Source organism: Brevibacillus borstelensis, assembly GCF_037834415.1.
Taxonomy (GTDB): Bacteria; Bacillota; Bacilli; order Brevibacillales; family Brevibacillaceae; genus Brevibacillus; species Brevibacillus borstelensis_A.
On record NZ_JAUMSJ010000003.1, the window covers coordinates 190,872 to 206,988 of the forward strand.

The following is a 16,117-nucleotide window of genomic DNA, read 5'->3' on the forward strand; positions in this document are numbered from 1 at the left end:
CCGTTACAGGCAGGCTCCCAAAATCAGCGCTCCGACAACATGAAAGGAACCGGCCAGGAGCGCGTACGCTACCTTTCCTTGCTGGGTGCCGTCATCCAGATCAAAGCCCGTAAACGTTTTTAACAGCCTTTCCACGACAAATTCCAAAATGAACAAGATAACGAAAGATACCACGGAAGCAAGCAGCGCTTCCCACAGGTCATTTGACTTCGCAATCGACTGCGCCAGAATGTACCCCTGCGCAAACAGCTTCATGACAAATCTCGTGGTCACCGCTACATTGCCTTTTTTCATTTCCGTCAAATCTTTGTATCTGGTAAACAGGGAGTCTATCCACATGAGCACAAACAACAGGATAGCACCTGCTCCCGTCCAAACGAGCATGGCGAGAATTTCCCTCCAGGCCACTGACAATCCCCCCACGCATCAAAGTTCAGTCGATCTACGTTCTAATCCGCTTTCGCACTTTCGCCGGCACGCCGCATTCCCGGTGACGAAAAAAGGGGAACCGCGCAGGCGGCTCACCCCTCGTACTTTTTCATCAGCGCAGCGAGCTCGTCTTCCACCTGTTGATCTTTGCTCAGTTTGGCGATTTCTTCGTCCAGAGAGGTGCCTTTCTTGTACAGTTCTCCGCTCGCTTCAGCCTCCGCTTCGAGCTGCATCGCCTTTTCTTCCATGCGCTTCAGCCCAGCCATAGCGGTGCTGGAGTCGAATCCGGACATCGATTGGTTGATTTGCTTTTGCGCTTTGGCGGCATTCACGCGTGCGGCCAGTGTCTCGCGTTTGTTTTTCAGCTCGGTAATCTGTTTGCGCATTTCTTCCAGCTTTTCACGCAGCGTATCGGCAGCCGCCTTGTTTTGCTCATAGCTGGTTTTGTATTCAGCCATTTTTTGCTCGGCTGCTTTCTTTTCCTCCAGAGCGCGGCGGGCAAGGTCGATGTTTTTCGCCTGTGCAGCGACATGGGCCTGCTCATCCCGCTTTTTCACCAGAGCTTCCTGCTCTTCATACAGCTGTTTGAATTTCTTTTCGAGCACGATCTGCGCGGCCACCGCTTTTTCCGCTTCGGCCAGGTCTTCCTGCATGTCACGCAGGTATTGGTCGGTCATCTTGATCGGGTCTTCCGCTTTTTCTATAAGCGCATACAAATTCGACATAGTCAGGTCGCGAAGTCTTTTAAAAATGGACATAGGTCTTTTCCTCCTCGATTAAGGAACTTGGAAATACAACTTTTGACGCTGTACCTCTCTATTATATAGGTACGGGTGAAGCCAAAAGAAGTTTCAAAACAATCGAGGCTGCGAAGAATTCTTCACTGCGCTCGAACCTTCCGACAAGGTCGGGACGCTGGTCCTACGAATCCTGTTCGACTTTCACTTTTTTCTCCTGATCGTCCCAGACCAGGTAGGCGTCAAAGCTTGCCTGCCCTCTTTTGAAGCCTTTGATCTTGTTGCTTTTGCCCTGTTCCATCAGCTTTTTGGCATTGGTTTCGGTAATCTTCTTGCCCATGATCAGCTTGGAGATGGTCACGCCGCATTTCGTCTTCTGGTAGTTGCTGCAGCCGTAAAAATCTCCTTTGTCTACCAGATCGCCGCCGCACACCCGGCAGGCTGCCACCTTTTTGCCGAGCCTGAACCGCGAAGTCTGTTTGGGCATCGCCTGGACGTCGTAGTTTTCCAGGCTCCACTCTTTTGATTGCTCCACGGCGTCCTGAACGATCTTGTGGGACAATTTTTTTACCTGCTCCATAAATGCCTGTGCGGACGCCTGCCCCTGGCCAATCTCAGCCAGCCGCTGTTCCCACCGCGCCGTCATTTCAGCGGAGGCGAGAATTTTGTCTCCGATAAGCTCGATCAAAAGAATCCCTTTTTGCGTGGCAAACACCTGATTCCGTTTCACCTCGATGTATTTGCGCTGCTTCAGCATGGTGATGATCCCTGCTCGGGTCGCTTCTGTCCCCAGGCCTTCCGTCTTCATCAGGACCTTCTCCAGCTCCTGATTGTCCAAATGCTTGCCGGCGGTTTTCATCAAGGTGATCAGCTGTCCTTCGGTGTATCGCTTAGGCGGCTGTGTCTTGCTCTCCTTTACCTTGACCTTTTGCACGCTGCCCTCCTCGCCTTCTGCGAGCGGCGGCAGGACCTCATCGTCCCCGTCCTGCTCCTGGTCAAACAGCACGGTTCGCCACCCGGCGCGCACCTGCACCTTTCCTTTGCTGACAAACTCGGCCCGCCCCTCTACCAATGTCAGTACGGTCGTATAGTCAAACAGCGCGCTCTCGCAGTGGGCGGCGATCAGCCTCCGTGCGACCAGGTCGTAAATTTTGCGCTCTTCATCAGACAATTTGGCGACAGTCGGCACCTGCTCCGTCGGGATGATCGCGTAGTGGTCCGTCACTTTCTTTTGGTTGACATAGCGGGCGTTCCCCGCGATCGAGGTCTTCGAAGTCGGAAAATAACCGCTGAACGCGGGCTGCTTTGCCAGCTTTGCGAGAATATCGGGAAAGGTGCGGGCTTCCTCCGAGGTGACAAAGCTGGAATCGGAACGCGGATAAGAAAGATACCCTTTCACATACAGCTTTTGAGCCACTTCCAAAGTCTTTTGCGGCGAGAACTTGTACAGCTTGTTGGCTGTCGCCTGCAATGCCGAAAGATTGAACAGGTAGGGGGGCAAATACTCCTTCCGTTCCTGCTTCACCTCCTGCACGCGGGCCGACTTCCCGCGGCAAAAAGCGGCGATTCGCTCTGCCATCTCCGCTTCGTTGATACGGGACTGCCCGTCCTTTTGCCAGACGCCCTCGTACTTCTTGCCGTCCATCTGAAAGGTGGCCAGCACTTCCCAAAACGGTTCGGGCTTGAAGGCGGCGATTTCCTTTTCGCGCTTGACGACCAGCGCAAGCGTCGGGGTCTGAACCCGACCCGCCGAAAACACATCGTTGATTCCTTTATTCTTCAAAAGAATGGTGTAGACACGGGAGGCGTTCATGCCGATCAGCCAGTCCGCACAGGAGCGGCTGTATGCTTCCCGGTACAGGTTTTGCGTCTGGGTCTCGTCCAGAAGCGACTCGAAGCCCGCGACGACGGCCTTCTCGGTCAAAGAGGAAATCCACAGGCGCTTCATCGGCTTTTTCACGCCGCATTGCTCGATGATCGTCCTGACGATCAGCTCGCCCTCTCTCCCCGCGTCGCCCGCGTGGATGATTTCGCGGACATCGGGTCGTCTCAGGAGCTGCTTGATGACGGCAAATTGCTTGGCCTTGGACCGCGTCACCTGATGGCGAAAAGAGTCCGGAATCAGCGGCAGGCTTTGCAGCGTCCATCTTTTCCAGGCCGGATTGTACGACTCCGGGGGAACGAGCTCGCAGATGTGGCCGATGGCCCATGTGACGAGCGCTCCCTGGGGAAACAGGCGGTTGGGGGCGATCTCCAAATATCCCTGCTTTTTTCTATGCGTAAAGGGACCGGCCAGCTTCATCGCCTGGTCCGGCTTTTCTGCTATGACAACCTTCATCTCTACGTTCTCCCTATGCGATTCCCACATGATTTTATTGAAAAAGCTTGTTTCCGTTCATTGTACACTATCCGCTTCCTTCCTTGCGAGCACAGGAATACGCAAAAGGGAGGCAGTCTCCTGCCCCCCGTTTCTCGCATCTGGTTCGTTTTTGTACCGCTTTGGTGCAGCCTGCTCTTGCCCTCTCCGCGTTCTGTCTGCTGCCCGCTGCTATCCGTCCGTTGAAGGGGTATTCGGTACCCACTGCTGCGGATTGACGATGTCGGGCGGAGGCATGCCTGCCGGCTGTCCCCCTCCCGTATCCGGGACAGGAGCAATGCCGCCCTGCCCGTCTTCCGGGCCGGTATGGGCATCCGGCTGCGTGTTTCCAGATGGTTTCGCAGGCTTCGAGGCGGCTCCTTGCTTTTCTGTACCCGCGGCCGGTTTTGCTGGAGTCGAAGCAGGTGTCTTTGCATGACTTCCGCTGCTGGCAGCGGGCTTTGCTGCTCCCGACGGTTTGCGAGGCTCCGCACGTGCCACCTCCGCGATGGCAGCATCGCTGAGTGCCATTTCGGACTTTTCGCCCCGTTCCGTTTGCAATATGCGGCGGACCTCGTTCATGTTTTCCCGTGGCCACAGCGTATACAGCAAGCGGGAATCCCACAGCGCCCCGTTATCAAGGGAAGCGATGTTCTGCGAGGAGAAATTGCTGAAATCCATGGCCAGGCCCTTGATTTGCTCTTTGGACAAATCGGTTTTCACATGCTTGCCGGCCGTTTCCAAAACAGCCAAGCCCTTCGCCAGTCCGTCAGCGGACGTCATTTTGTCGGTTACCGCCTTGATCACCTCTTGCTGACGTCTGTTCCGGTCGAAATCGCTGGAATCGTACTTGCTTCCCCTTCTGTCCACTCGATGGCGGACGTAGCCGAGGGCCTGCTCCCCGTTTAGCACCTGTTTTCCCGGCCTCAGCGTCCGGTAGACACCTCCGCGGGGAAGTTCGTACACCAATTCGCGGTCGACGGTTACCTCAACGCCTCCCAGCTTGTCGACAACAGCCTTGAAGCCGTCAAAGTCAAGCAGAATATAATGGTCGACCGGAATGCCAAACATGCTCTCCACCGTTTTTTTCAGGATGGTAACGCCGTTCTCGGTCACGGGTTCGCCCTTTTTCTCGGCCCGCTGTCTCAGCCCTTCCCCAATGGCGAATACCCCGTTGATTTTGTGGTATTCCGGGTAGCCGGGCACCTTTACCCGCGTATCGCGCGGAATCGAGACCATGCTCACCTTCTTGTCATCCGGGTCGGCGACTGCCAGCATGAGTACATCCGTGTTCAGCATGCCGATATTTTGCCGCGTATCCGTCCCGATGATCAGGACGGAAAGGGACTTGTTCTCTTCGTAATGCTGCTCGACTGCAGGCTGATCCGGCAGTTTGTACGGGTTCTCGGTTACCTCTGTCAGTGTCTCGTCCAGCTTGGAGAGGACATACCCCCCACCGATAATACAGGCCAGCAGAAGCATGCTGCCGGTCAACAGGAGCCACAGCTTGAGACCCTTTTTGCTTCGTTTGGCCCGTCTCTGCTTTGACGTCGGCACTTCGTTCTTCTGGGTATTCCCCATCATCTAAGTCACTCCTTGAAAAGACAGAGAAGTATTTGTTCTTGTAAAATTATGTCTCATTCTACCATACCCGGAAGAGATTTTGTAAAACTTTGGAGAAGGATGCTTGACGATGGCTTTTTTTTCTCCTATCATGGGTGGTGCATTTGAGTTAGTCATCTAACTAACTAATAAAGCCTTGGAGGCGGTGACGTATGGCCAAACCGAATGTCATTTCCCGGCAGGAATTGCTCCAATCTGCCCGTGATGTGATCGCAAGCCACGGGATCCAGGCGCTTACTCTGAAAGCTGTCGCGACAGGAGCAGGTGTCACTCAAGGGACCGTGTACTACCATTTTCGCAACAAAGAACAGCTGCTCCTCGAGCTGATTAAAGAAATGTGCCAGGATTCCTGGAAGAACCTCCTGGATGATGCCGGTCAAGGGGAAGAAATTCTGGAAAAAGCGCTCGCTTCCGCACGGAGCCGCTGTACACACGACTCCCCTTATCATCGCGTCTACTTCTCGCTGATCGCCGCCGGCATTTATCAGGAGACATTGGGAAAAGAGCTGGCCTCTCTGCAAGAGCTGGAAAACAAAGCACTGGGCATGGCCGTGAAAAGATTTGCGAAGAACGAAGAACTGGTTGACATTCCCGCCGAACGCTGGGCTACGCTGTTCAATGCGTGGATCGACGGGCTCGCCTTGCAGGCGCTGCTGTCCCCCTCCTTTGATGCCGACCAGGCATACGCCGACCTCGCCCAGGTCATTCGATACCTCGTTGGACGGAAAGGAGAAGAGCAAACATGAATCTGTCTACACGCGAATGGGGGACCCCGACCGTTTCCGGCGTGATTGTCTGGATGCTGGTGACGCTGTTCTTCCGTTACTTTGGCCATCACGTGCTGGTCAGCGTAACGCACGACCTGTTTTTCCCCATCTTTCTCGGACTGGAAACGGTCACGGCCGCTGCTTTGTATCTGGTGGGCCTCGGCTACCGCCTGATTGATCCGTCAAAGTACGGCCTCGTCCGCTTCGGGATGATCGGAACAGCTGTAGGCTTATTGCTGGACAGCGTCTCCCTTTCGAATCATTCCCTCTTTTTCCCGCATATGAGCGATGAGCAGGTGCTGTCCTTCTCCGTTTGGGTGGTCTTTGCCTACGGTTTGTACATCTTGATCCCGGCCTGGCAGAACACTCACACTCTTGCGCTCGCCCGCCGAAAGGGGTAGTCTAAAACTGTCTGGGACGTCATAGAAAGCTTATTATAGAGGGTGTTCGACAGTCTCTTTTTAGGAAGGGGGGACTTCGTGTGGAACAAGTACAGGTGCTCATCGTCGGTGGCGGCATTGCGGGAATGGCGGCCGCCATCTGGTGTAAACGTCTCGGTTTGTCCTGTATCTTGATCGAGAAAACGAACCGATTAGGCGGTCAGCTGGAGCAAATCCACAATGAAATCTGGGATTTTCCTCCGTATGTCTACGAAAATGGGACGACGTTGCTCAAAGAGCTGGAGGGACATCGAGCCCTTCTTAGCCTGCGCTGCAGGTTTGATGAAACGCTGACCTCCGTCGATGTTTCCCAGCGAAGAGCAACGACCAATCGAACGGCCTATCAAACAGACTATTTGATCGTTGCGACTGGGGTAAGCCCCAACCAAATTCCTGCCCTGGCCGGATGTTCAAACGTGCTGGCTCCCCGGTTTTCCACTACCGCAGAAGCGGAAGCCGTCGCCGGAATGGACATCGCTGTCATCGGGGGCGGCGATCGGGCGGCAGAAAGCGCCTATAATCTGGCCCGCTATGCCCGTACCGTCCACCTCCTGGTCAGAGGGGCGCATATGCGGGCACGTCCGCAGTGGAGAGAGCGGCTCTCCGCGATTCCTTCGCTGTCCATTCTCTGGGAAACGGAAGTCTCCGCATGCCTGGAGCGGGATGGCAAAGCCGTTTTGTCCCTTCGCTCTGCTCGTCCGGACACTCCTTCCGTATTGCAGGTCGATCGCATCCTGCCCAGAATTGGCGTTCACGCAAACGTGCGCGGGTTGGACAGCCTTGTCGGCAAGGATGGCGACCGCTGTTTCCGGACCAATCCGTATCAACAGATCGAGGAAACCGACTGGATTTACGCGATCGGCGATGTCACCAACGGCCCGAAGTATGCCAGTCTGTCTTTGGCAGCAGGCCAGGCGATGAAGGCAGTCAAACACATTTCACTCCAATTGAAGGAGCAGTAAAGCATGCATGAATTCGTCGATGACTTCGGCGCTGCAGTTACCCTCACTTTTGACCCGGCTGTTTTTCGGCAGCGTACAGCCAAACACGTCCTCATCTTCCCTTTTTGGAACGGAAAGCTGGTGTTTACCCGACATCGGACACGCGGCGTTGAGCTGCCGGGAGGGAAAGTGGAGCCTGGCGAAACGAGCCTGGCAGCCGCCGTTCGGGAGACCTTTGAAGAGACAGGTGCGGTCCTGGAGGCCATCGAACGGATCGGCCAGTACACGGTTGGCGGTAAAATGGTAAAGGATATCTACATCGCCCGGGTGCTCCTTCTGGAAAAGCATCCGACAGGAACCGATGTGGAAGGGGTAATCTGGTTTGATGAAATCCCTGAAGCGGTCAAAGGACAAAAGCCCTTTAGCCGGTATATGTACGATGACGTCTACCCGCTGACGCTTCAGTACGTAAGAGGCCACCCTTTCCTGATTTCCGGGAAAACATAAAGAGACAGGCATCTCCAAAGCGAAGGTGGATGCCTGTCAGCTTTTTTCCTTGTTTTTTCTGTCTTTGTTTTTAAACAAGGCGTCCATTAAATCATTGGGATCAAAACCGTACCTTTGTATCGCTTCTACCCGCTGTTTGTCCTCTTCGCTCTCCCGCTGAATTCCGAGAATCTCCGCCACCTGCTGCATCGCCTTCGTTTGCTTGACGCCCTCCTCCTCTTCCGACGCCTGATCCGAGGCTCCCTCGGCGGCCGCTTGCTTCGGCTTTAAAAAGAAAATCGCCACTACTCCAAACAACGCAGCCAGCCCCGCAATCGAGAGGAACATCACGCTTCTGGAAATACCCAGCAGCCAGGTAAAGACTGGAGGCCCGACAGCAACCCCAATAAACCGGACCCCGTTGTACAGAGAGGTAATCATGCCTCGCTCCGACTTCTCGACAGCTCCAATGATCATGCTGTTTAGGCAGGGCAGGATCATGCCCGTCCCGACGCTTCCGATGATCAGCACACCGGTCAGCACATAAGCGCCCTTCACAAAATTGGCGATCACGTAGGATGTGGCGAGCAGGAACATCCCGATGATGACAAACAGGCGCATGAGCCCCAGCTTTTTCTTGATAATCAGTCCGGTAATGTAAGCGGTAATGCTCATCACCAAGAGCGGAATCGCCAAAAATGCGCCTTTCAGCAGCCCGTCGATTTTATACTTTTCTTCCAGGAGATCAGACAGATAAAACAAAACCCCGAAAAGCGTAAACAGACAGATGCTCCCGATAAAGAAGGCCGGAATCAGCCAGCGGCCATGCTGTCGAAAGACTTGACCGATGGAGTGAAGATATTGGCCGACCGGCAACTGCTGTTTTTCCTGTTTTTTCTCCTTGGTAAAAAACAGAAATAGCAGCAAGACCATTCCGCAAATGATGGGGAATGCCAGAAACACCATATACCAGGCAATCATCGCCAGCAGTGAGCCAAAAATCGGGCTGAGCACCTTTCCAAGCCCATTGGATGTCTCCATCAGCCCGAGGGCACGGCTCTCGGAAGCTCCCTTGAATAAATCTCCGGCCATCGCCATCGCGATGGGAGCTGTCCCTGCCGCTCCAATCCCCTGCAAAACGCGACCGAGCATGATCATCATGTACGGCTTGTCCCACCAGAGCGACGCCAGACCGGCCAGCAAGCCGCCTGCCCCATACAGGATAAGCGAGAGGATAATGACGATCTTGCGTCCGAACCGGTCCGACAAATAGCCGGCAAGCGGGATGACCATACCCGCAGAGATGGAAAAAGCGGTGATCAGCAAGCTCGTCTGTAGGGCAGTCAGATCCATTTTCGATTTCATCGTGGGCAAAACAGGAATGAGCATTGAATTGCCCAGCACCATGACCAGCGGGATGCCAGTCAGACCAACCAGATTTTTTGTGTTTTGCGCCATGTCTATCTCCCCGTATTTACACGTATGCGCTGCCGTCCCAGCGCAACGCGTTTATGATTCTCCAATCCGGCTCGACACCAATACCGACGCCATCAGGTACGACAGCAAGTCCGTTTTTCTGTCCTATCGGGAATAATTCCGTGAACGGATTCTCCATAACGTCCCACTCGACAGGCTCGATTTTGTCGCCGTCCATTTTGCTCCAGGCCGGTAAACAAGCCTGGGAACAGATGGCATAAAGGCGTGCCAGGGAGCCGTCGTAAACATGCGGGGAAACCCGATGGCCAAAATTCCGGGCCATCTGGAGGTTGTCCCGATAGCTGTCTATTCCTTCCGAATGCACAGGGTCAGGTTGAATCATGTCAACGGCCCCTTTTTTCAAAAGAGGTAAAAATTGATGGCAGGCAATCAAATTTTCACCGCCAGCCAAAGGAACCGAAAGAAGCGCCCGAAGCTTTACGTATTCTTCCGTCCTTTCCATAGGCATCGGCTCTTCCATCCACAGCCAATTGCCGTAGCGGGAAAAGACCTGCTCCCACTTTCGCGCTGTCGCCAGATCATAGCTTTGATTGGCATCAAGCGCCACTTGAACACTGTCGGGAATCGAGGCTTTCAGCCGTTCGATGTGCCTGCGGTCCTCATGCCAGCACCTGCCTCCAACTTTCACCTTGACCATGCGAAAACCGGCGTTAATTTGAGCTTCCACGAGGCGAACGGAGTGAAGCGGCCAGTCCTCTCTTTCGCTGTACGACTGAAAGGAGGCGTAGACCGGAATAGAGGCATGAAGCGCCCCGCCCCACAGCTCGCACAATGACAGTCCTGCCTGTTTGGCGACAATTTCGGTCAGGGCCATGCTCACGGCGACCGCAGCCCGTTTATGCCATTTTGCGATGGTGGAGACGATGGACAACCGGTCTGTCGCCCGCTTTCCGAGTAAAAAAGGAATGATTCGCTCGGAAAAGCCTTTCTCCAAAGTGGGCAGCCAGTCGACCGCTTCTCCCCAGCCTTCTGCTCCGGAATTGGTGATGACCCTGATGAGGTAACAGGTCCGGTATTTTTTGTACCCGTTTGCGTCCCCATACGGTTGCCCAAGCCTGTAGAGCAAGGGGTATGTCTCTACACGTGCGATCTGCATGGAAATCCTCCCGAGTTACAACAAATCATTGCGTCCTTCTCGCTCCGCTCTTTCTTCCAGGGCATCCTCGTAATTCAGAAACTGCCCTTTTCCTTCGCCTTTCCGCATGTACTCTTCATACGTGCCGCTGCGCATGAATTTGACGCTCTCCGGTCCGTGATAGCCGTGAATATCGGTGTAGCCAATCTGTTCCACAGCCTCGACAAACCCGTCCGGCTCGTCGCTTTCGATATACATTTCCTTGTAATCGGTCTTGTCGTTGTCCACGAAGGAAAATGGAGTGCTGGAGGTTCCCCACGCCTCCACGATTTGCCAGGCATCCTCGCCGTCAAAGCCATTTTGCCCCTCCTTTTCATCCAAAGAAGTGCGTCCGAATGGCGGTTGGAGAAATTCCTCCTCGATCGGGCGCGACTCATTGAGGTTCGGGGCGGGTGCGTGTTCCTTGCACGTCTGGGCTTGGGGCAGCGCCTCCAGACGCTCCTGTGGTATCTCCTGTCCACATACGGTACAGACGCCGTAGCTGCCCTCATCCATCCTGCTTAGCGCCTGATCAATTTCCTTCAGCGTTTCCCTGTCCAAGCTGTCCAAAGCCAGGTCCTTTTCCCGCTCAAACATTTCACTGCCGATGTCGGCCGGGTGGTTATCGTACATGGAAAATTCCTGTAGGGAAGTGGACATCGGTTCGCGCATTCCATAGTGGTCCTGCACCCGATCCTCCAGTTCCTTCTTCTGCTCCAGCAGCCTTACCCTGAAGTGCGCCAGCTTCTGCTCGTCCACGTATGACACCGTCCTTCCTTTGTTATCTCTGAAGGGTAGTATGTCTATTCGCCGTACAAATTAACCCCGGCTGTCTTCGGCCGACCTACTATAAGGCAAGTGCCTGTTTTCTCATAAAAGGTTCCTTTTAAATGAAGCCCTGTAAGCAGCTGGTTCTTCGTGAGAGCAAATCCTTCAAGCCTGGCGCTTGAAAGTCGCTGAACGATTCCACAGGATTCGATTCACAATCAAAAAAGTCGCCCGAAGTCTGTGCGACTTGGGCGACTCAGATGAAAAAAGGTTAGTGATCAACGGACTGATCGTAGGACCATTTACTCCGTTACATGGTCATAATGCTCATTGACTACGGACGCACAGCGTTGGCAGATGGTCGGATGTGCGCTGTCCGCACCAACATCCTGCTTCACGACGCGGCAGCGTTCGCATTTTTCGCCGTCTGCGGCAGCTACCAGGACAGAGATTCCTTCCAACGCAGCCGCCTCCGCAGGAGCAGCCGTTCCGAACGGGTGCAGGTCGACGTGGGCAACGATGAACAAGTCGGCCAGATCCTCCATCGCAGCCAGGATGCTTGCCACTTCTTCCGTTTGCGGATAGAGCGCCAGCTTGGCGTCTACCGAGTTTCCGAATACTTTGTTCCGGCGGGCTTCTTCCATCGCCTTCAGCACCTCGTCGCGGACAGCGAGGAATGCGTCCCATTTGCTCAGCGCTTCCGCCGCGAAGCTCAGATGCTGTTCGTTTGCTTCCGGCATGTCCGTCAGCTGAACGCTTGCTTCCGTTACACCCGGGATGAAGCTCCAAACCTCATCTGCCGTATGCGGCAGGATCGGCGCGACCAGCTTCACCAGATTCATCAGACAATCGTACATCACGGTCTGCGCTGCACGGCGCTTGAGATTATCCGGTGCTTCCACATAGAGACGATCTTTGCAAATGTCCAGATAGAACGCAGACAAATCAATGACACAGAAATTGTGGACGGCGTGGAAAACGGTGTGGAACTGGTACTCGTCGTAAGCCTTGCGGGCGCGCTTGACTACTTGCGCAGCCTTGGCCAGGACGTAGCGATCCAGCTCGCTCAATTGCTCGTAGTCTACGCGGTCCTTCGCCGGATCAAAGCCGTCCAGATTTCCCAAAAGGAAGCGGAACGTATTGCGCATTTTGCGGTACACTTCGGCGATCTGATTGAGGATCGCGTCAGAGATGCGCGAGTCGGCCTGGTAATCGACCGAAGCCACCCACAGACGTAGAATGTCCGCACCGAGCTTGTTGATGACTTCCCGCGGCACGATGGTGTTGCCGAGCGACTTGGACATTTTGCGTCCTTCCCCGTCCAATGTGAAGCCGTGGCTCAATACCGCCTTGTATGGTGCTGTACCGTATACGGCAACGGCCGTGGACAGCGAGGAGTTGAACCAGCCCCGGTATTGGTCGGAACCTTCCAGGTACATGTCCGCCGGCCAACTGAGTCCGCGCTCCCTCAATACCGCTTCATGGCTGGAGCCGGAGTCAAACCATACGTCCATAATATCTGTTTCTTTGCGGAATTCCGTGCAGCCGCATTTGCCGCAAGACAGACCTTCCGGCACCAGCTCGTTTGCCTCGCTCGCAAACCAGACGGACGAGCCTTCTTTGCGGAACAGCTCGGAAATGTGCTCAATCGTTTGGTCATTGATAATCGGCTCGTTGCAATCCTTGCAATAGAAGATCGGGATCGGAACGCCCCAGACGCGCTGGCGGGAGATGCACCAGTCTCCGCGGTCGGCGATCATGTTCGCCAGACGGGTTTCGCCCCAGTGCGGAATCCACTGTACGTTTTTGATGGCATCGAGCATTTTGTCACGGAATGCATCGATCGAAGCAAACCATTGTTCTGTCGCACGGTAAATGACCGGTTTTTTCGTCCGCCAGTCATGCGGGTACGAGTGAGTGATGAAGCCAAGCTTCAAGAGCGCGCCTGTTTCATTCAGCTTTTCCGTGACCAGCTTGTTGATATCTTCGTAGAACATCCCTTCGAAGCCTGGAGCTTCTTTGGTCATTTTTCCTTCGTGGTCCACCGGGCAGAGCACGCCGAGACCGTATTTTTGGCCGACAGCGAAGTCGTCTTCCCCGTGTCCTGGAGCGGTATGAACGCAACCCGTACCGGCGTCGAGCGTTACGTGCTCGCCGAGGATAATCGGCGACTCGCGATCGTAGAACGGATGCTTGGTTACGACGCCTTCCAGCTCCTGGCCTTTATAGGTGGCCAGCACCTCTACGCTTTCCCAGCCGATTTCTTTGCTGGCCGCTTCCAAGAGTCCGCCCGCAAGCACGAATTTGCGTCCGTCGGCTTTGACCACACTGTACTCCAATTCCGGATGCAAGGAGATCGCCAGGTTGGCTGGAATCGTCCAAGGCGTGGTCGTCCAGATCACGACGCCCGTTTCCGTATCCAGCTTGCCTTTTCCGTCCTGCACCTGAAAGCTGACGTAGATGGATGGCGAGCGCTTGTCCTTGTATTCGATTTCGGCATCAGCAAGCGCCGTCTCCGAGGATGGAGACCAGTACACACAGCGCAGTCCTTTGTAGATGTAGCCTTTTTTCGCCATCTCGCCGAAGATCCTGATCTGGCGAGCTTCGTATTCCGGCAGCAAGGTCACGTACGGATTTTCCCAGTCACCGCGAATACCGAGGCGCTTGAACTGGTCCCGCTGTTTGTCGATATAGCTCCAGGCGTACTCTTCGCAGCGTTTGCGGAAGTCGTTGACTTCGATGCTGCGGCGATCCAGCCCTTGGGCGTTGATGATCGCCTGTTCGATCGGTAGACCGTGGGTATCCCAGCCTGGGATGTACGGGGCGCAAAAGCCCGCCATTGATTTGTAGCGAACGATAAAGTCCTTCAATACCTTGTTCAGCGCATGGCCGATGTGGATATCGCCGTTTGCGTAAGGCGGACCGTCATGCAAAATGAAGCTCGGGCGTCCTTTTGTCCGCTCCTGCACTTTTTCATAAATATTCAGCTCGTCCCATTTGGCTTGCATATCTGGCTCACGGGCTGGAAGATTTCCACGCATGGGAAAATCAGTTTTTGGCAGTGCCAGCGTTTTGCTGTAATCCATAGTCTGATTCACTCCTACAAAAAAATATAAAGGTTCATGCAAACGAAAGACCTCTTGAAGAAACTCGTTCTTCTTTATGCGTTTCGAAAAGTTTGCGAAATGATGACTTTTGCCTGTAAAGCCAAACAAACCTTTCTACACGAGAAAAAAGCTTTCCCTCATCCCCAGTAGGGACGAGAAAAAGCTCCCGTGGTACCACCCTGATTGAACAGCTGCTAGCCGAATAAATCGGACAAGCGCTGTTCCGCTTGATTCATTCGTAACGGGAATGACGCGCTCACTTACTTGACCGCTGCACACCGTCGCAGGCAGTCTTTCGGTTATTGAACTCCCGGGTGATTTTCAGCGGCAAGCAGCAGTCCGGTTTTCACCGTCCACCGGCTCTCTAAGCTGTGCTCGAACGCTTACTCGTCCCGATCATCGTTTGTCAGCGAATGTATAGTTGTAAAGAAAAGTTTCAATAAATTATAGTCCCATCATAGCCTTTGCGTCAATGAATTATTCGGCAAGGACCGCGGAAGTCGAATCTGCTTGTTCGATATCGTCCCAGGCGCCATTCTCCAGCATCTCCAGTTGGGCTTCGAGCAGGGTACGGAAACGCATCCGATAGACAGACGCCCGCTTCTTCAACTCTTCGATCTCGATTGCGATTTTGCGGGACTTTGCCAACGCTTCGTTGACGATCCGGTCGGCATTTTTCTCCGCTTCTTTCAGGATCAGCTGGGCTTCTTTCCGTGCGTTCGATTTTACGTCTTCGGCCGTTTCCTGCGCGACCAGGATGGACTTGCTCAAGTTTTCTTCCAGGCTTTTATAGTGATCCACACGCTCATTCAGTATGGCGATGCGCTCTTCCATCTCTTTCTTTTCCTTGATCAGGAGCTCAAAGTCCTTGATGATCTGATCCAGAAATTCGTTCACTTCGTCGACATTATAACCGCGGAATCCTGTGCTGAATTCTTTATTGTGTATATCTAATGGCGTTAAAGGCACATGTACCCCCCACTTCTTCCGAGTAATCGTACTGACATTTTCGACAGCTTGCGCATCATTTCCTGCCGGATTTTGCAAATTTTTAACCCTGCTATAGATTCTATGTAACCAAGCCGATATTCATACGTATCCTACCACTGCGCGTTGCTCCAGCCACTTCGAGCAGCTTGAAGCGCCCCGAACCGGCGAGAGAAACCATGTCTCCGGCCTGCAGAAGATGCGACGGATCGTCTATCACTTTCCAATTCACTTTCAGACGGCCCGCGCGGATCGGGATTACAGCCTTGGCCCGTGACAGATGGTACACCTCGCCAATCACCGCATCGACACGCGGGGAGGGGACGGTGATGGTCTTTTCCTGAAAGCGCACTGGCGGCGCTTGAAAGGCGGACCATTCCACTTTTTCAAAGGCGACGGGCGTACGGTGAATATGGGTTACCTGAGTACGGATAAAGTCAGCCACCTCCTCTGCAACTACGGCAAAGCAACCGTTCTCGTCCACGATCATATCCCCGAATTTTTCCCGCTTCAAACCTGCATGAAGCAGCGCTCCCATCACATCCCTGTGCTCCAGCCGGTGAAACCTCTGATCGGCTGCGACGTGCAGCAAGGTCAGGCGAAATTCCTCCGCCTCCGGTGTCAGGTAGTCGGGGTGGATCAGTACACGTACCCGCTCCGCGCCTTCATAGCCGCCGCTTGCGGTCACCGAAACGTCCTGCACCTGCGACGTCAGGCTCTTTACGATTGCGGCCTGCCGCGGGTCCAGAAAATCAGTAAGGCGCATGGCCTGCTTACGCTCTGCCAGCGTCAGCATTTCCAGCGCCCGTTCCACAAAGGGAAGTTCTTCTTTTCGAAAATGGTCGTATACACTCATTTGACCGGC

Annotated in this window: 14 protein-coding genes and 1 other annotated feature; of the genes, 4 read left to right on the forward strand and 10 right to left on the reverse strand. The window is 54.2% G+C overall.

Going from position 1 to position 16,117, the window contains the following annotated elements; genetic code table 11:
- Positions 1-3: 3 nt before the first annotated feature.
- The 4 genes from Q3F21_RS04525 to Q3F21_RS04540 form a co-directional block, all read right to left on the reverse strand.
- A complete protein-coding gene (locus tag Q3F21_RS04525) occupies positions 4-408 on the reverse strand; it encodes a DUF350 domain-containing protein (protein ID WP_340250277.1) in 405 nt (134 codons plus the stop codon).
- A 113-nt stretch (positions 409-521) separates the two neighbouring features.
- Complete coding sequence (locus Q3F21_RS04530) at positions 522-1,187, reverse strand: PspA/IM30 family protein (RefSeq protein ID WP_340250278.1); 666 nt, start codon at positions 1,185-1,187, stop codon at positions 522-524.
- A 163-nt stretch (positions 1,188-1,350) separates the two neighbouring features.
- Positions 1,351-3,504 carry a DNA topoisomerase 3 gene (locus tag Q3F21_RS04535; RefSeq protein WP_340250279.1) on the reverse strand — a complete coding sequence of 718 codons (2,154 nt, stop codon included), beginning with the start codon at positions 3,502-3,504 and terminating at the stop codon, positions 1,351-1,353.
- 210 nt (positions 3,505-3,714) lie between these two features.
- Positions 3,715-5,106, reverse strand: a complete 1,392-nt coding sequence (locus Q3F21_RS04540; protein ID WP_340250280.1) for an LCP family protein — start codon at positions 5,104-5,106, stop codon at positions 3,715-3,717.
- A 191-nt stretch (positions 5,107-5,297) separates the two neighbouring features.
- Between Q3F21_RS04540 and Q3F21_RS04545 the strand changes: the two genes are divergently transcribed.
- From Q3F21_RS04545 to Q3F21_RS04560, 4 genes are all read left to right on the forward strand, one after another.
- Entirely contained in the window at positions 5,298-5,891 is a 594-nt protein-coding gene (locus Q3F21_RS04545) for a TetR/AcrR family transcriptional regulator (RefSeq protein ID WP_340250281.1), read from the forward strand.
- Positions 5,888-6,313, forward strand: a complete 426-nt coding sequence (locus tag Q3F21_RS04550; protein WP_340250282.1) for a hypothetical protein — start codon at positions 5,888-5,890, stop codon at positions 6,311-6,313. Before Q3F21_RS04545 ends, Q3F21_RS04550 begins: the two co-directional genes overlap by 4 nt.
- Before the next feature lie 80 nt (positions 6,314-6,393).
- On the forward strand, positions 6,394-7,314 hold the full coding sequence (locus tag Q3F21_RS04555; RefSeq protein WP_340250283.1) for an NAD(P)/FAD-dependent oxidoreductase: 921 nt from the start codon (positions 6,394-6,396) through the stop codon (positions 7,312-7,314).
- Positions 7,315-7,317: 3 nt separating this feature from the next.
- Positions 7,318-7,800, forward strand: coding sequence for an NUDIX domain-containing protein (locus Q3F21_RS04560; protein WP_340250284.1), 483 nt, complete (start codon positions 7,318-7,320; stop codon positions 7,798-7,800).
- A 36-nt stretch (positions 7,801-7,836) separates the two neighbouring features.
- On the opposite strand, the gene Q3F21_RS04565 is transcribed toward Q3F21_RS04560, so the two are convergent.
- The 6 genes from Q3F21_RS04565 to Q3F21_RS04590 all read right to left on the reverse strand — a co-directional run bounded on the left by Q3F21_RS04565 (position 7,837) and on the right by Q3F21_RS04590 (position 16,108).
- Positions 7,837-9,237, reverse strand: coding sequence for an MFS transporter (locus Q3F21_RS04565; RefSeq protein ID WP_340250285.1), 1,401 nt, complete (start codon positions 9,235-9,237; stop codon positions 7,837-7,839).
- Positions 9,238-9,253: 16 nt separating this feature from the next.
- On the reverse strand, positions 9,254-10,372 hold the full coding sequence (locus Q3F21_RS04570; RefSeq protein ID WP_340250286.1) for a mandelate racemase/muconate lactonizing enzyme family protein: 1,119 nt from the start codon (positions 10,370-10,372) through the stop codon (positions 9,254-9,256).
- Between the two features lie 15 nt (positions 10,373-10,387).
- Positions 10,388-11,149, reverse strand: a complete 762-nt coding sequence (locus Q3F21_RS04575; RefSeq protein ID WP_340250287.1) for a TraR/DksA C4-type zinc finger protein — start codon at positions 11,147-11,149, stop codon at positions 10,388-10,390.
- Between the two features lie 311 nt (positions 11,150-11,460).
- The gene (ileS, locus tag Q3F21_RS04580; protein WP_340250288.1) at positions 11,461-14,244 is read right to left on the reverse strand and encodes an isoleucine--tRNA ligase; all 2,784 of its coding nucleotides are present in this window, start codon (positions 14,242-14,244) and stop codon (positions 11,461-11,463) included.
- Between the two features lie 166 nt (positions 14,245-14,410).
- Positions 14,411-14,674, reverse strand: a binding site (T-box leader).
- 68 nt (positions 14,675-14,742) lie between these two features.
- A complete protein-coding gene (locus tag Q3F21_RS04585; RefSeq protein WP_340250439.1) occupies positions 14,743-15,234 on the reverse strand; it encodes a DivIVA domain-containing protein in 492 nt (163 codons plus the stop codon).
- Positions 15,235-15,334: 100 nt separating this feature from the next.
- The gene (locus tag Q3F21_RS04590; protein ID WP_340250289.1) at positions 15,335-16,108 is read right to left on the reverse strand and encodes an RNA-binding protein; all 774 of its coding nucleotides are present in this window, start codon (positions 16,106-16,108) and stop codon (positions 15,335-15,337) included.
- Positions 16,109-16,117 lie beyond the last annotated feature (9 nt).

Excerpts from the sequence above, each read along its gene's own strand:
- Q3F21_RS04530 (WP_340250278.1), bottom strand. The coding sequence starts at position 1,187 with ATGTCCATTTTTAAAAGACTTCGCGACCTGACTATGTCGAATTTGTAT.
- Q3F21_RS04535 (WP_340250279.1), bottom strand. The coding sequence starts at position 3,504 with ATGAAGGTTGTCATAGCAGAAAAGCCGGACCAGGCGATGAAGCTGGCC.
- Q3F21_RS04540 (WP_340250280.1), bottom strand. The coding sequence starts at position 5,106 with ATGATGGGGAATACCCAGAAGAACGAAGTGCCGACGTCAAAGCAGAGA.
- Q3F21_RS04545 (WP_340250281.1), top strand. The coding sequence starts at position 5,298 with ATGGCCAAACCGAATGTCATTTCCCGGCAGGAATTGCTCCAATCTGCC.
- Q3F21_RS04550 (WP_340250282.1), top strand. The coding sequence starts at position 5,888 with ATGAATCTGTCTACACGCGAATGGGGGACCCCGACCGTTTCCGGCGTG.
- Q3F21_RS04560 (WP_340250284.1), top strand. The coding sequence starts at position 7,318 with ATGCATGAATTCGTCGATGACTTCGGCGCTGCAGTTACCCTCACTTTT.
- Q3F21_RS04565 (WP_340250285.1), bottom strand. The coding sequence starts at position 9,237 with ATGGCGCAAAACACAAAAAATCTGGTTGGTCTGACTGGCATCCCGCTG.
- Q3F21_RS04570 (WP_340250286.1), bottom strand. The coding sequence starts at position 10,372 with ATGCAGATCGCACGTGTAGAGACATACCCCTTGCTCTACAGGCTTGGG.
- ileS (WP_340250288.1), bottom strand. The coding sequence starts at position 14,244 with ATGGATTACAGCAAAACGCTGGCACTGCCAAAAACTGATTTTCCCATG.
- Q3F21_RS04590 (WP_340250289.1), bottom strand. The coding sequence starts at position 16,108 with ATGAGTGTATACGACCATTTTCGAAAAGAAGAACTTCCCTTTGTGGAA.